The following is a 14,202-nucleotide window of genomic DNA, read 5'->3' on the forward strand; positions in this document are numbered from 1 at the left end:
TCAGGGGTCGACCGGCCGGGCCGAGTCCCACAGCGCGTTGAAGCCGCGCACCCGCTCCCTGACCCGGTCCGCCTGGAGCACCAGGCGGGTGTTGACGATGACGGGCCGCTCGTCCTCGGAGAGGCGGGAGGTGGGGGTCGACTCGTAGCTGATGTCGCCGTCGAAGACGACGAAGTCGAACATCGTGCTGCGGGGGATGCCCACGGCCGTGGTCGGGTCGAACAGCCTGACCTCGATGCCGGCCTCCCGCTGCAGCCGGCACATCCGCAGGAAGAGCGGGTCGTCGGCCAGGTCGCTGCGGTCGATGATGAAGACCCGCCGGATGTGGACCCCGCGCTTCTGCACGGCCTCCCGCTGCAGGTCCAGATAGCGCTGGCCCAGATCGGTGTGCCAGAAGCCGCGGTCGAAGCCGCGGCCGCCCGCGTCGACCGTGCCGAGGCTGGTGGCGTCCAGGCCGCGCTGGACGTTCTGGGTCAGCGCCAGCAGCCAGTCCCGGTCCTCGCCCTCGTAGGACACGCTGCCGCCGTCGCTGAGCTCCTTGAGGAAGAGCGACAGGCGGTTGATCTCCGTCTCGGCGAACCGGTGCACGATCGGCACGGTCGTCTCCTTGATCTCGGTGGAGTAGCGCACCAGCCGGATGACCTGGTCGGTGCGCAGCGCCGAGGCCTCCACCAGCCCGAACAGCTCGGTCGCCTCGTTGATCTGGGAGAACCCCTGCCGCATCCGCTCGTCGAGCCGGGCGTGGTGGTCGCTCTGCCGCGCGTCCATGGTGCGCACCCGCAGGTCGAAGTCCATCATGAACTGGACGACCAGCGTGACCCCGCCGATGAACACCGAGATGAGCAGTTCCCACAGCAGCCCGCCGGAGCCGTCCCCCTCGGTGGCCACCGAGGTGAGCGCGAAGGCGACACCACCGCTGAACACGGCGACCAGGATCTTCAGCAGGATCCCGGGCGGCTGGAAACGCGGCGCGTCGGGAGGCGGAGCGTTCACGTCTGCCGACCCCCTTTTCCGGGGTAAGCCGGTCATGTCTCCGGCTCGTGGATATTCTCCACTGTCGTTAAATCCAAAACACCTGTCAATATCGCGGCGATATGGCCGTGCTTTCTGGGGAAACAGACCCTGCACTTTGTGTCTTTCGCCACAAGACTCAGGACCGGCCGCCGGGCCGCCGTCCGTCCGGGGCCTCGCGTTTGCGGCCGCAGGCCAGGATCATGCCGGTGTACCCCTGGCGGAGGGGGGCCTCGCCGGGGCTCTCGCGGGTGAGGACCAGGTCGTCCTCCACGAGACCGGCGAGGCAGGCGCGCAGGTCGGCCTCGGTGACGGGGACGGCGGGGAAGAACAGGTCGCCGACGAGGTACCCCTGGGAGTTCTCCATGAAGGCCGCCGCGAACGGGGCGCCGGGGACGAGGCCGGCGAGGAAGCGGAGCAGGGCGGCGCGGAAGTCCGCCTCGTCGGCGGAGATGGATTCGGCGACGAAGAACATCGTGCCCAGCTCCCACCGCTCGCGGGGCAGCTCGAAGACGCTGCCGGACTCGACCCGCGCGCGTGCGGCCAGCAGCCGGGCGGGATCGGCGATCTCGCGGTAGCCGTCCTTGGGGCGCAGCTCCGCCCAGAAGGGGTCCCAGACCGGGGAGTAGCCGGGGACCTCCGCTTCCAGCCACCTGCGGTTGGCCGCGGAGTACTCGACGAGGGCGATCTCCGCGCAGAAGGGCAGCATGGTCAGCGCCGGGTAGAGGTTGGTGCCGGACCCGACGTCGACGCCGCGCAGCCCGGTGCGCCCGCGCAGCCGCGCCAGGAAGAAGTCCCCCGCGGCGGAGGCGAAGCGGAGGTCGTCCTTCCTGGCCTCGGCGTAGTTGTGCCGGAGGTAGAACGCGGAGTCGAAGCGGTCCCAGTCGGCGGCCGGATCACCGTCCGGGGCGGGTGAGGACGTGGGCATCGCCGGACCCCGCGGGACGTCAGCGGCGGTAGGGGGCGAGGGACTGCCAGGCGGGATCGGGGCGGGACTCGACCCTGGCGCGGCCCTCGGGCCAGGCGGCGGCGAACTGGTCGAGGGCGGGCAGGGCGCCGGAGTCGGGGTCGGCGTAGAAGTGCAGGACGCGGCGCCCGTCGCCGGTCTCGCGCAGGGCGAGGACGGCGCCGGCCAGGGACTCCAGGTCCGCTTCGGCGCGGCGGAGAGCCGAGGCGGAGGGTTCGACCGGCAGGAGGTCGGGGTTGCTGTGCGCGTACGGCAGGGAGACGGCGACGTGGACGTCGCACAGCGGGTGGTCCTGGCGGTGCAGCGGGAAGCGGACCGCCAGGTGGGCGGGGTGGCCTCGGGGGGTGCGGCCTTCGCCCGTGAGCCACGCCCCCTGCTTAAAAGGCTCTGCTATCTGCTCCACGACCGAGGCCAGGAGGTTGGGGGGCAGGGAGTCGATGGGCGGCTCGACGGCGATGGAGACCGCGCCGATCCAGCGGGCCACGTCGTCCTCGCCCAGGGCGAGGTCCAGCACCCGGAAGGCGACCTGCAGCCGGACGTCCTCGTCCACGAACAGGAAGTCGGGGTGGTAGGCGGAGATGTCGACGCGGGCGCGGGCGGAGTCGACGCGCATGCCGAGCTTGACGTAGGAGAGGTCGAACTCGTGGTCGCCGAACGCGAGCCGGCCGGTGAGCCGGTCGAGGTCGGCCTGGCGGGCGGCGTGGAACGTCCACGGGTCGCGCTTGGGCCGCTTCTTGCGCCAGCGCTCGGCCGCGCCGCGGGGCTCGGCCAGGCCGCCCCCGGTGAGGGTGAGGACGCGCCGCTCGGCGTCGAGTTCCCACGCCAGCTCCGGATGGATGGCCCTGACCAGCCCGTCGAGCCGCTCCCGCAGCTCGTCGGGAACGGTCTCGCCCGCGTTCTCGAGCCGCTCCCGCAGGTCCGGCCACTGCTCCCAGAACGCGCTGATGGCGGCGGACGCGGAGGCGCCGCCGCGCGATCGCTTGAAGATGCCCATATCGCCGACCATGCTACGGCCTCCGGGCGGCACCGAGGGGAGGCGCCGCCGGATATCCTGGCGGGACCATGACTCTTCGCGTGCTCGCCGCCATGTCCGGCGGCGTCGACTCCGCAGTGGCCGCCGCCCGGGTGGCCGAAGCCGGGCACGACGTCACCGGCGTGCACATGGCCCTGTCCGCCAATCCGAAGTCCTACCGGACGGGCGCGCGCGGCTGCTGCACCGTCGAGGACTCCCGGGACGCCCGCCGCGCCGCCGACGTGATCGGCATCCCCTTCTACGTGTGGGACCTGGCCGAGCGCTTCGACCAGGACGTGGTCGAGGACTTCGTCGCCGAGTACGCGGCGGGCCGCACGCCCAACCCGTGCCTGCGCTGCAACGAGAAGATCAAGTTCGCCGCGCTGCTCGACCGGGCGCTGGCCCTGGGCTTCGACGCGGTCTGCACCGGCCACTACGCCCAGGTGGCGGACGGCGTGCTGCGGCGCGGCGTGGACGGGGGCAAGGACCAGTCGTACGTGCTGGCGGTGTGCACCCGCGAGCAGCTGCGGCACGCGATCTTCCCGCTGGGCGGCACCACCAAGGCCGACATCCGGCTGGAGGCGGCGCGGCGCGGGCTGCAGGTGGCCGACAAGCCCGACAGCCACGACATCTGCTTCATCGCCGACGGCGACACCCGGGCGTTCCTGGCCGGGCGGCTGGGCGCCGAGAAGGGCCCGATCGTCGACGAGACGGGACGGACCGTGGGCGAGCACGAGGGCGCGTACGGCTTCACCGTCGGCCAGCGCAAGGGACTGCGGATCGGCACCCCGGCGCCGGACGGCAGGCCGCGCTACGTGCTCGACATCTCACCGGTCACCAACACGGTGCGGGTCGGGCCGCGCGAGGCGCTGGACGTCGGGGAGATCCTGGGGGAGCGGCTGGTCGGCCTGGACGGGCCGCTGCCCGCGCGCTGCCAGGTGCAGTTGCGGGCCCACGGCGCCGTCCACGACTGCGAGCCGGCCGTCGAGGACGGCGTGCTGCGGCTGCGGCTGCTGACCCCCGCCCAGGGCGTGGCGCCCGGCCAGGCGGCGGTGCTCTACGACGGCGACACCGTGCTGGGATCGGCGACGATCTCGTCCGCGGCGCCGGTGGCCTGAGCCCGCGCCGGGGACCACGTCTTGAAGGCCGCGATGGCCAGCAGGGCGAGCAGGGTCAGGGCGTTGGCCACGGCGATCGCGGCGTCGCCGCGCGCCAGCCCGTAGGCCAGCCACAGGCCGACCCCGCAGGTCAGCAGGGCCAGGTAGACCCAGGAGAAGTCGTCGGTGGACCGGGTCCGCCAGGTCCGCAGCAGCTGCGGAAGCCAGCAGCCGGTGGTGAGCGCGCCCGCGACCAGACCGAGGATGGTCATCACTCTTGAGGAACCCCTTCGCAACGCCTGCGGGACCGTTCCAGGAGAGTAACCCACGTCACATTCTCTTGTCCGGAGAAACTCCGGAAAACCGCTAAGAACCGGGACGAGGGCTGAAAGGGGCTTCCGGCGGCGCGGTCGCGCCGACCGCCTCCTCGCCCAGGTCGAGCGCCGCCTCCAGGACGGGCAGCAGCCGGTCGGGGAGCCCCTCCCGCGGGATCTTCACGGCCGACTGGACGCCCACCGTGACGAGCAGGTGCTCGGAGACGGCCAGCACGGTGGCCGCGACGGGGTCGAAGAGGGCGCCTTCGCCCACGCCGATGAGCAGGGTCTTCTCGCCTTCGACGAAGCCGTGGACCTCCCACAGGTCCAGGCCCGTCTTCGGCGCGTACCGCCGCTGGTAGGAGACGACGAGAGCCGCGGGCCTCCTCTTCGGGGAGACCTGGAAGCGCACCCCGTGCGTCTCCTCCTGGGCGTCGGCGGTGCACTTCCCGACCGGGCCGTCCAGCGCCTTCTCGACGGCCGCGCGGGGGAGCTCCCCGCACGCGTCGGGGCGCGGCAGCACGCGGAGCGAGCGGGAACCGGGAGGGGAGTACCCTCCGCAGGCCGCCGTCAGGGCGAGGCAGGCCGCGACCAACGGACGGACCAACGGACGCGCGGGCATGCCGCGCAGGATAGGGCACTGCCCGCACCCGGCAGAATGGGCCCTGTGAGTTTTCCCTGGCCTGAGGCGAGCGCGACGGGGGTGGGGTCGTATCCGGGGACGGACGCGGCCGAGACCGCCGGCGTCGTGTTCGGCGAGCTGTCCCTGCCCCATCTGCCCGAACTGCCCGCGCGCGGCCCCGGAGCCGACCTGGTCGGCCGCGGCGCGGCGTTCCTGGTGGAGCTCCCGGTGCACCTGCAGCCGTCCGGCTGGCGCTTCGGCGACCGGCCCGGCATCGATCTGCGGCGTGCCCTGGACCACCTGCGCCGGGACCTGGACCTGCTGGAGGAGCAGGCACCCGAGGGGCCGGTCAAACTCCAGGTCTGCGGACCGTGGACGCTGGCCGCCTCGATCGAGCTGCCCGGCGGGGAGCGGGCGCTGCGCGACGCCGGGGCCGTCCGCGACATCATCGAGTCGCTGGCCGAGGGCGTCCGGGAGCACGTGGCCGAGGTGCGAAGGCGGCTGCCGCGGGCGGAGATCCTGCTGCAGGTGGACGAGCCCTCGCTGCCGGCCGTCCTCGCCGGGAGGGTGCCGACGGCCAGCGGCTTTCGCACCCTGCGCTCGGTGGCCGCGCCGGTCGTGCAGGAGGGCCTGCGCAAGGTCCTGGCGGCGACGGACGCCTTCCCGATCGTGCACTGCTGCGCCCGGGACGTCCCGTTCCGGGTGCTGCTGGGGGCGGGCGCGCGGGGCCTGTCGGTGGAGACCTCGGCGATCCCCGTCAGGGGCGACGAGGTCATCGGCGAGGCGATCGAGGACGGCGTGGCGTTCTTCTTCGGGGTGGTGCCCGGCGTGGACGCCCCGCTGCCGGAGCCCGCGAGGTCCGTCCGATCCGTCCGGGAACTGTGGCGGCGGCTGGGGTTCGCCCCGGGCGGCATGGCCGGGCAGGTCGTGGTCACGCCCGCCTGCGGGCTGGCGGGGGCTTCGCCCGGGTACGTCCGGCAAGTGCTCGCCCACTGCGCCAAGGCGGCCCGGACACTGGCCGAAACCCCGGAGTGAGGGGCTCGGAAAGTGTCGGTGCCAGGCGGGAAGATGGGGGTGTCGGTCCGGAGCGAATCGGGAGGTCGGGAGAGTTGAGCAGCGTGGAGCGGCATGCCGAGCTGGTGCGCGAGCTGCGGGACGCCAACTACCGCTACTACGTCCTGGACGAGCCGGTGCTCAGCGACATCGAGTACGACCTGAGGCTGCGCGAGCTGCAGGAGCTGGAGGAGACCTACCCCGAGCTGGTCACCCCCGACTCGCCGACCCGGACGGTCGGCAGCGCGATCATCACGGACTTCACGACGGTGCGGCATCTGGAGCGGATGCAGAGCCTGGACAACGCGATGGACTTCGCGGAGCTCGACGTCTGGGCCGAGCGCCTGGAGGCGGGGATCGGCGGCGTCCCGGCCGGCGGCTACCTGTGCGAGCTGAAGATCGACGGGCTGGCGATCGCGCTGACCTACGAGAAGGGCGAGCTGGTGCGCGGGGTGACCCGCGGGGACGGCGTCCAGGGCGAGGACGTCACCAACAACATCAAGACGATCGCCTCGATCCCCACCAGGCTCGCCGGCGACGACGTGCCCGACCTGGTGGAGATCCGCGGCGAGGTCTTCATGACGGTCGAGACCTTCAAGAAGCTCAACGAGCGGCTGGCGGCCGAGGGGGAGACGCCCTTTCGCAACCCGCGCAACACCGCCTCGGGCGCGCTGCGCCAGAAGGACCCCAGGGTCACCAGGCAGCGCCCGCTGGACATGATCGTCCACGGTTACGGCGCCTGGGAGGGCGGCCCGCGGGTACCGGCGAGCCAGAGCGAGACCTACGAGCTGTTCCAGGCCTGGGGGCTGCCGGTCAGCGGCCTGTACCGGGTGGTCCCCGACGTGGCGGGCGTCAAGGAGTACATCGCCCACTACGGCGAGCACCGGCACGACCCGGCGTACGAGATCGACGGCGTGGTCGTGAAGGTCAACGACCGGGCCACCCAGCGGCGGCTGGGCTCCACCAGCCGCGCCCCGCGCTGGGCGATCGCCTTCAAGTACCCGCCGGAGGAGGTGCGCACCAGGCTGCTCGACATCAAGGTCGGGGTCGGCCGCACCGGCCGGATCACCCCGTGGGGCCTGATGGAGCCGGCCTGGGTGGGCGGGTCCGAGGTGGAGCGGGCCACCCTGCACAACGCGTTCGAGGTGGTGCGCAAGGGGGTGATGATCGGCGACACCGTGGTGCTGCGCAAGGCCGGCGACGTCATCCCGGAGATCGTCGGCCCGGTCGTGGAGCTGCGGGACGGCGGTGAGCGCGAGTTCCAGATGCCCGTGCACTGCCCGGAGTGCCACACCGAGCTGGCCTACGCCAAGGAGGGCGACAAGGACATCCGCTGCCCCAACACCCGGTTCTGCCCGGGGCAGCTGCGCGAGCGCATCTACTTCATGGCCAGCCGCAGGGTGCTGGACATCAGGGCGCTGGGCTACGTGGGCGCGACCGCGCTCACCCAGCCGCTGGAGCCGCTGGACGCCCCGGTCAAGGACGAGGGCGACCTGTTCCACCTGACCGTCGAGCAGCTCCTGCCGATCCGCAGCATGGTGCTGGACGCCGAGTCCGGCACCCCGAAGATCGACCCCAGGACGGGCGAGGAGAAGGTGGTCACCTTCTTCGCCAATGCCAACGGCAGCCCCAAGAAGGTGGTCGAGAGCCTCATGGCCCAGCTGGAGGAGATCAAGACCAAGCCGCTGTGGCGGTGGCTGGTGGCGCTGTCCATCCGGCACGTGGGGCCGCGCGCCGCCCAGGACCTCGCCCGGGAGATGCGCTCCTTCGACCGGATCTTCAGCGCCACCGAGGAGGAGCTGACGGCCGTCGACGGCGTCGGCCCGACCATCGCCAGGTCGATCATCGACTGGTGGCAGGTGGACTGGCACCGCGAGATCGTGCGCAAGTGGCGGGAGGCGGGCGTCCGGCTGGAGGACGCCGACGCCGAGGACAGCCCCCGGCCGCTGGCGGGCCTGAGCATCGTGGTGACGGGTTCGCTGGAGGGCTTCAGCCGCGACTCGGCCAAGGAGGCGATCCAGAGCCTCGGCGGGCGCGCGGCGGGCTCGGTGTCGAAGAAGACATCGTTCGTGGTGGTGGGCGAGAATGCCGGTTCCAAGCACGACAAGGCGGTCGAGCTGGGCGTTCCGGTCCTGGACGAGGCGGGGTTCCGGGTCCTGCTGGAGCAGGGGCCGGATGTGGCCAGGGGCGTAACGCTGAACGGGGAGTGAACGAGATCGCTCTGGGAAGTGTAGGAAGCGGTGTCGATATCCCCCAAAAGGTGATATCGCTAACGGTCAATCTGTAACAGAACGTACGCATCCGGTTTCGTAAAGCTGAGTTCAAGCCTTACCCTCCTCATGAGCACCTGTTTGAACCCTCAATCCGGTGTGCCCCTGAGGAAGCTGAATGAAGGACCCGAACAACACCCGGGACACTCGGCCCCGGACCGGTTCGCCCCTGTGGATCTACCTGAGCGCGGTCACCGCGGTCGGGGCCGTCGTGCTGGCCGCGGCGCTGACCGGGCTGACCACCTGCGATCTCGAGGCGGGCCTGGCCAACCCGGTGTTCTGGCTGCTGGGCGCCTTCATCGTCTTCGGCGAGCTGAAGCCGATCATCACCCCCGGCGCGACCGAGGACAACAGCGCCACCACCTCCACCACGTTCACCTTCGCCGCGCTGCTGTACGCGGGGCTGCCGCTCTCCATCGCGCTGCAGGCCGTCGCGCTGGTGATCCGCGGCGTCTTCCGGCGCCAGTCCCCGCACCGCACCGCCTTCAACGTGGCGCAGTTCGCGCTGGCGCAGAGCGCCGCGGGCGCCGTCCTGTGGGGGTTCGGCCTCTCGGCCGCCCCCGACGACCTCTGGGTGCCCACCGGCGCCGACCTGGGCCCGGTGATGCTGGCCGGGATGGCGTACTTCGCCGTCAACGACGTCCTGGTCGGCGGGGCGGTGGCGCTGCACGAGCGGGTGTCCCTGCCGCGGGTGCTGCGCTGGGACCTGGGCTACCAGGTGCTGGCCCACCTGGCGCTGCTCGGCCTGGCGCCGATCGTGGTGGTGGCGATGGACCGCTCGCCGGCGTTCGTCCCGCTGATCGTGCTGCCGTTCACCGCCGTCTACCTCACCGCCTCGGCCTCGGTCCGGCGGGAGTACCAGGCGCTGCACGACGGGCTCACCGGCCTGCCCAACCGCAAACTGCTCATCGCCCGCTCCGCGGAGGCGCTGGCCGCCGCCCGCCAGCGCGGCGACCGCGGGGACCGCAGCCGCAAGGTGGGCCTCTTCCTCATCGACCTGGACCGTTTCAAAGAGGTCAACGACACCCTGGGCCACGCCACCGGCGACCGGCTGCTGCAGATCATCGCCCACCGCCTGACGCACAGCGTCCGCCCCGGCGACCTGGTGGCGCGGCTGGGCGGCGACGAGTTCGCCGTGCTGCTGCCGTCCGTGCGGGACGTGCCCGCCGCCCGCGAGGTGGCGGTGCGGCTGCGCGCCGCGCTCAGCGAGCCGGTGCGCCTGGACGGCATGACCTTCGACCTGGAGGGCAGCGTCGGGATCGCGCTCTGCCCCGACCACGCCCCCGACTTCGAGCTGCTGCTGCAGCGCGCCGACGTCGCCATGTACGTGGCCAAGGAGAGCCGCTCGGGCGTGGAGACCTACAGCCCGGCCAGCGACCGCAACTCGCCCGCCCGGCTGGGCCTGCTCGGCGACCTGCGCCGCGGCATCGACCGGCGGGAGCTGGAGCTGCACTACCAGCCCAAGATCGGGCTGCGCGACGGGCGGCTGGCCGGGATGGAGGGCCTGCTGCGCTGGCGCCACCCCGACCGGGGGCTGATCGGGCCCGAGGAGTTCCTGCCGCTGGCCGAGCAGACCTACCTCATGAAGTCGATCACCCTCTACGTGGTGCGCGAGGCCCTGGCCCAGTCGCACGCCTGGTGGCGGGCCGGGCTGCGCGCCCCGGTGACCGTCAACGTCTCCGGGCGCGACCTGCTGGACGGCCAGCTCGCCGAGACGATCACCGCCGAACTGCTCGCCCGCGACCTGCCGCCCGAGGCCTTCGGGCTGGAGATCACCGAGCGGATCCTGATGAACGAGTCGGCGTACGCCTCCGAGACCGTGCGCACCCTGGCCGACCTGGGCATCCCGCTCAGCCTCGACGACTTCGGCACCGGCTACTCCTCGCTGGTCAGGCTCAAGCGCCTGCCGGTGCGGGAGGTCAAGATCGACGCCTCGTTCATCCGGCGGCTGACCGAGTCGGCGGAGGACGCGGTGATCGTCCGCTCGATCGTGGAGCTGGTGCGCACCCTGGGGCTGCGCTCGGTGGCCGAGGGAGTGGAGAACGCCGAGATCGCCGCGAGCCTGCGCGAGATGGGCTGCGACACCGGCCAGGGCTGGCACTTCGGCCGCCCCATGGAGAGCTCCGCGGCCACCGAGTGGCTGCGCGGCAGGCTGCGCCGCGCCCCCGAACCGGTGACCTGAAGCACCCGCCCCCGCGGGCCGTCCGGCGCGCCGGACCGCCGCCGAGGAGCGTCGCGCCAGCGGATCATCCGGCGGGTGTGGTGCGCGTCAGTCATTGGATGGCGTGCCGCCGGGCGGGCGCCGTGCCTGTGGACGGAGGTCGGGCGGAAGACGCGTTGGCCATAGGATGGAGGAGCATCCCAGTCGATCTCTTTGGAAACGGCTCTCCTATGTCCATCACCCGTGACGAGGTCGCGCACCTCGCCCGGCTCTCCCGGCTGGCCCTCGGCGAGGAGGAACTCGACAACCTCGCCGTCCAGCTGGACGCGATCGTCTCCGCGGTCGCGCGGGTGCAGGAGGTGGCGGCCGAGGACATCCCGCCGACCACCCACGCCCTGCCGATCACCAACGTCTTCCGGCCCGACGAGGTCCGGCCGTCGCTGAGCAGCGCCGAGGCGCTCTCGGGGGCTCCGGCCGCCGAGGAAGAGCGCTTCCGGGTCCCGCGGATCCTGGAGGAGGAGGACTAGATGATCCACAAGACAGCAGCCGAGCTCGGCGCGCTGATCGCCGCCGGCGAGACCACCGCCGTCGAGGTCGCCCGAGCCCACCTGGAGCGCATCGAGCAGGTCGAGGGCAAGGTCAACGCCTTCCTGCACGTGGCCGCCGAGAGCGCGCTGGAGCAGGCGCGGGCCGTGGACGCCCGGCGCGCCGCCGGCGAGGAGCTCGGGCCGCTGGCCGGGGTGCCGGTCGCGCACAAGGACGTGTTCACCACCCGGGACATGCCCACCACCTGCGCCTCGAAGATCCTCGAGGGCTGGGTGCCGCCGTACGACGCCACCATCACCACCCGGCTGCGCGAGGCCGGCCTGGTGATCCTGGGCAAGACCAACATGGACGAGTTCGCGATGGGCTCCTCCACCGAGAACAGCGCCTACGGGCCCACCAGCAACCCGTGGGACCTCTCCCGCATCCCCGGCGGCTCGTCCGGCGGCTCCTCGGCGGCGGTCGCCGCCTACGAGGCGCCCCTGGCCACCGGCACCGACACCGGCGGCTCGATCCGCCAGCCCGCCGCCGTCACCGGCCTGGTCGGCATGAAGCCCACCTACGGCGGTTCCTCCCGCTACGGCGTGGTGGCGTTCGCCTCCTCGCTGGACACCCCCGGCCCGTTCGCCCGCAACGTGCTGGACGCGGCGCTGCTGCACGAGGCGTTCTCCGGCCACGACCCGCGCGACTCCACCTCGGTCCGCGAGCCGGTCCCGCCGGTCGTCGAGGCCGCCCGCCAGGCCGACGTGGCAGGGCTGCGCGTGGGCGTCGTCAAGGAGTTCGCCGGCGACGGCTACCAGCAGGGCGTGCTGAACCGCTTCAACGAGACGGTCGAGCTGCTGGAGTCGCTGGGCGCCAAGGTCGTCGAGGTCTCCTGCCCGGCGTTCACCTACGCGCTGTCCTCCTACTACCTCATCGCCCCGTCCGAGGCCTCCTCCAACCTGGCCCGGTTCGACGCGATGCGCTACGGCCTGCGCGTCGGCGACGACGGCACCCGCTCGGCCGAGGAGGTCATGGCCCTCACCCGCGCCGCCGGCTTCGGACCGGAGGTCAAGCGCCGCATCATCCTGGGCACCTACGCGCTGTCCTCGGGCTACTACGACGCCTACTACGGCAAGGCCCAGCAGGTGCGCACGCTGATCTCCCGCGACTTCGAGGCGGCCTTCGGGCAGGTCGACGTGCTCGTCTCGCCGACCACCCCGACCACGGCCTTCCCGATCGGCGAGCGCGCCGACGACCCGATGGCCATGTACCTGGCCGACCTGTGCACCATCCCGTCGAACATGGCGGGCAACGCGGCCATCTCCGTCCCGTGCGGCCTGGCCGACGAGGACGGCCTGCCGGTCGGCCTGCAGATCATGGCCCCGGTCCTGGCCGACGACCGCTGCTACCGGGTCGGCGCCGCCGTGGAGCAGGCCCTGGAGGCCCGCTGGGGCGGCCCGCTGCTTGGAAAGGCTCCCGCGCTGTGACGACGCTTGTTCCCTTTGACGAGGCCCTGGCCAGATACGCGCCGGTGCTGGGCATCGAGACCCACATCGAGCTGGGCACCGCCTCCAAGATGTTCTGCGGCTGCCCGACGGAGTTCGGCGGCGCGCCCAACACGCACGTGTGCCCGGTCTGCCTGGGCATGCCCGGTTCGCTGCCGGTCGTGAACGAGAAGGCCATCGAGTACGCGATCCGGATCGGGCTCGCGCTGAACTGCTCGATCGCCGACTGGTGCCGCTTCGCCCGGAAGAACTACTTCTACCCGGACATGCCGAAGGACTTCCAGATCTCCCAGTACGACGAGCCGATCTGCTTCGACGGGTACCTGGACGTCGAGGTCGAGGGCGAGACGTACCGCATCGGCATCGAGCGCGCCCACCTGGAGGAGGACACCGGCAAGTCCACGCACGTGGGCGGCGCGACCGGCCGCATCCACGGCGCCTCGCACTCGCTGGTGGACTACAACAGGGCCGGCATCCCCCTGATCGAGATCGTCACCAAGCCGATCGAGGCCACCGGGGAGATGGCGCCGCTGGTCGCCCGCGCCTACGCCACCGAGCTGCGCGAGCTCGTGCGCGCGCTGGGCGCCTCGGACGTGCGCATGGAGGAGGGCTCCATGCGCTGCGACGTCAACGTCTCGCTCATGCCGAAGGACGCCTCCGAGTGGGGCACCCGCACCGAGACCAAGAACGTCAACTCGCTGCGCAGCGTCGAGCGCTCGGTCCGCCACGAGATCGAGCGGCAGGCCGCCGTGCTGGACGCCGGGCAGGCGGTCCTGCAGGAGACCCGCCACTTCCACGAGAACACCGGCACGACCAGCCCGGGCCGGTCCAAGTCGGACGCGCAGGACTACCGCTACTTCCCCGAGCCCGACCTCGTTCCGGTCGCCCCGGCCCGCGCGTGGGTCGAGGAGATCCGGGCGGCGCTGCCCGAGCTCCCGGCCGCGCGCCGCGTCCGCGTCAAGGCCGCCTGGTCGCTCAGCGACGAGGAGCTGCGCGACGTGATCAACGCCGGCGCGCTCGACCTCATCGAGGAGACGATCACCGCGGGCGCCTCGCCCGCCGCCGCCCGCAAGTGGTGGATGAACGAGCTGTCGCGCACCGCCACCGCCCAGGGCGTCGAGCTGTCCGCGCTGCCGGTCACCGCCGGGCAGGTCGCCCGCATCCAGGCGCTCGTCGACGCCGGCGAGCTCAACGACAAGCTCGCCCGCAAGGTGTTCGAGGGCGTGCTGGCCGGGGAGGGCACCCCCGACGAGGTCGTCGCCGCCCGCGGCCTCAAGGTCGTCTCCGACGAGGGCGAGCTGGTCGCCATCGTCGACAAGGTGATCGCCGACAACGCCGACGCCGCCCAGAAGGTCCGCGACGGCAAGGTCGCCGCCGCCGGCGCCCTGGTGGGCGCCGTCATGAAGGCCAGCCGCGGCCAGGCCGACGCCGCCCGCGCCCGGGAGATCATCCTCGAGCGCCTCGGCCAGTCCTGACCCGCCCCGGCCGCCCCTTCGCGGGGCGGCCGGATCCGCTCCGCGGTCACCCCGCCCGTTCCGCGGGGCGGTCCGCTCCGCAGTCGTCCCGCCCCCTCGGCACGCCCGTGCCGCAGGGGGTTTTCGGGGTCGGGGAGGCGTGCGGGAGGGGCGGGGAGGCGGAGACTGCGGACAGTGATCGTGTGCTGTC

The 14,202-nt window shown here is 72.3% G+C and carries 12 protein-coding genes; 7 read left to right on the forward strand and 5 right to left on the reverse strand.

Annotated elements, in window-relative coordinates:
- From C2865_RS09225 to C2865_RS41370, 3 genes are all read right to left on the reverse strand, one after another.
- A complete protein-coding gene (locus C2865_RS09225; protein WP_106397939.1) occupies nucleotides 1-993 on the reverse strand; it encodes a phospholipase D-like domain-containing protein in 993 nt (330 codons plus the stop codon).
- A gap of 157 nt (nucleotides 994-1,150) precedes the next feature.
- On the reverse strand, nucleotides 1,151-1,939 hold the full coding sequence (locus C2865_RS09230) for an SCO2525 family SAM-dependent methyltransferase (protein ID WP_106397940.1): 789 nt from the start codon (nucleotides 1,937-1,939) through the stop codon (nucleotides 1,151-1,153).
- Between the two features lie 19 nt (nucleotides 1,940-1,958).
- Entirely contained in the window at nucleotides 1,959-2,972 is a 1,014-nt protein-coding gene (locus C2865_RS41370) for a DUF695 domain-containing protein (RefSeq protein ID WP_106398646.1), read from the reverse strand.
- A 68-nt stretch (nucleotides 2,973-3,040) separates the two neighbouring features.
- Here C2865_RS41370 and mnmA point away from each other — a divergent pair, with 68 nt between their 5' ends.
- The gene (gene mnmA / locus C2865_RS09240) at nucleotides 3,041-4,108 is read left to right on the forward strand and encodes a tRNA 2-thiouridine(34) synthase MnmA (protein ID WP_106397941.1); all 1,068 of its coding nucleotides are present in this window, start codon (nucleotides 3,041-3,043) and stop codon (nucleotides 4,106-4,108) included.
- On the opposite strand, the gene C2865_RS09245 is transcribed toward mnmA, so the two are convergent.
- Together C2865_RS09245 and C2865_RS09250 are read right to left on the reverse strand one after the other, a co-directional pair.
- Nucleotides 4,048-4,359: a SemiSWEET family sugar transporter gene (locus C2865_RS09245; RefSeq protein ID WP_106397942.1), complete on the reverse strand. Its 312-nt coding sequence runs from the start codon at nucleotides 4,357-4,359 to the stop codon at nucleotides 4,048-4,050. The genes mnmA and C2865_RS09245 overlap by 61 nt on opposite strands.
- A 94-nt stretch (nucleotides 4,360-4,453) precedes the next feature.
- Complete coding sequence (locus C2865_RS09250; protein ID WP_157963638.1) at nucleotides 4,454-5,023, reverse strand: hypothetical protein; 570 nt, start codon at nucleotides 5,021-5,023, stop codon at nucleotides 4,454-4,456.
- A 36-nt stretch (nucleotides 5,024-5,059) separates the two neighbouring features.
- Here C2865_RS09250 and C2865_RS09255 point away from each other — a divergent pair, with 36 nt between their 5' ends.
- The 6 genes from C2865_RS09255 (at nucleotide 5,060) to gatB (ending at nucleotide 14,012) form a co-directional block, all read left to right on the forward strand.
- On the forward strand, nucleotides 5,060-6,058 hold the full coding sequence (locus tag C2865_RS09255) for a methionine synthase (RefSeq protein ID WP_106397944.1): 999 nt from the start codon (nucleotides 5,060-5,062) through the stop codon (nucleotides 6,056-6,058).
- A 74-nt stretch (nucleotides 6,059-6,132) separates the two neighbouring features.
- Nucleotides 6,133-8,286: an NAD-dependent DNA ligase LigA gene (gene ligA, locus C2865_RS09260; RefSeq protein WP_232835475.1), complete on the forward strand. Its 2,154-nt coding sequence runs from the start codon at nucleotides 6,133-6,135 to the stop codon at nucleotides 8,284-8,286.
- 178 nt (nucleotides 8,287-8,464) lie between these two features.
- A complete protein-coding gene (locus C2865_RS09265; protein ID WP_106397945.1) occupies nucleotides 8,465-10,528 on the forward strand; it encodes a putative bifunctional diguanylate cyclase/phosphodiesterase in 2,064 nt (687 codons plus the stop codon).
- A gap of 209 nt (nucleotides 10,529-10,737) precedes the next feature.
- Nucleotides 10,738-11,034, forward strand: a complete 297-nt coding sequence (gatC, locus tag C2865_RS09270; RefSeq protein ID WP_106397946.1) for an Asp-tRNA(Asn)/Glu-tRNA(Gln) amidotransferase subunit GatC — start codon at nucleotides 10,738-10,740, stop codon at nucleotides 11,032-11,034.
- On the forward strand, nucleotides 11,035-12,519 hold the full coding sequence (gatA, locus tag C2865_RS09275; protein WP_106397947.1) for an Asp-tRNA(Asn)/Glu-tRNA(Gln) amidotransferase subunit GatA: 1,485 nt from the start codon (nucleotides 11,035-11,037) through the stop codon (nucleotides 12,517-12,519). It abuts the gene before it with no gap.
- Nucleotides 12,480-14,012: an Asp-tRNA(Asn)/Glu-tRNA(Gln) amidotransferase subunit GatB gene (gatB, locus tag C2865_RS09280; protein ID WP_198653260.1), complete on the forward strand. Its 1,533-nt coding sequence runs from the start codon at nucleotides 12,480-12,482 to the stop codon at nucleotides 14,010-14,012. The genes gatA and gatB overlap by 40 nt, the downstream gene beginning before the upstream one ends.
- Nucleotides 14,013-14,202: the final 190 nt, after the last annotated feature.

Origin of the sequence: Actinocorallia populi, assembly GCF_002995495.1 — a bacterium.
Classification (GTDB): Bacteria; Actinomycetota; Actinomycetes; order Streptosporangiales; family Streptosporangiaceae; genus Actinocorallia; species Actinocorallia populi.

What these genes read in the sequence shown, in the direction of transcription:
- C2865_RS09265 (WP_106397945.1), top strand. Translation starts at nt 8,465, where the DNA reads ATGAAGGACCCGAACAACACCCGGGACACTCGGCCCCGGACCGGTTCG.
- C2865_RS09245 (WP_106397942.1), bottom strand. Translation starts at nt 4,359, where the DNA reads ATGACCATCCTCGGTCTGGTCGCGGGCGCGCTCACCACCGGCTGCTGG.
- C2865_RS09250 (WP_157963638.1), bottom strand. Translation starts at nt 5,023, where the DNA reads ATGCCCGCGCGTCCGTTGGTCCGTCCGTTGGTCGCGGCCTGCCTCGCC.
- mnmA (WP_106397941.1), top strand. Translation starts at nt 3,041, where the DNA reads ATGACTCTTCGCGTGCTCGCCGCCATGTCCGGCGGCGTCGACTCCGCA.
- C2865_RS09255 (WP_106397944.1), top strand. Translation starts at nt 5,060, where the DNA reads ATGGGCCCTGTGAGTTTTCCCTGGCCTGAGGCGAGCGCGACGGGGGTG.
- gatA (WP_106397947.1), top strand. Translation starts at nt 11,035, where the DNA reads ATGATCCACAAGACAGCAGCCGAGCTCGGCGCGCTGATCGCCGCCGGC.
- gatC (WP_106397946.1), top strand. Translation starts at nt 10,738, where the DNA reads ATGTCCATCACCCGTGACGAGGTCGCGCACCTCGCCCGGCTCTCCCGG.
- C2865_RS41370 (WP_106398646.1), bottom strand. Translation starts at nt 2,972, where the DNA reads ATGGGCATCTTCAAGCGATCGCGCGGCGGCGCCTCCGCGTCCGCCGCC.
- C2865_RS09230 (WP_106397940.1), bottom strand. Translation starts at nt 1,939, where the DNA reads ATGCCCACGTCCTCACCCGCCCCGGACGGTGATCCGGCCGCCGACTGG.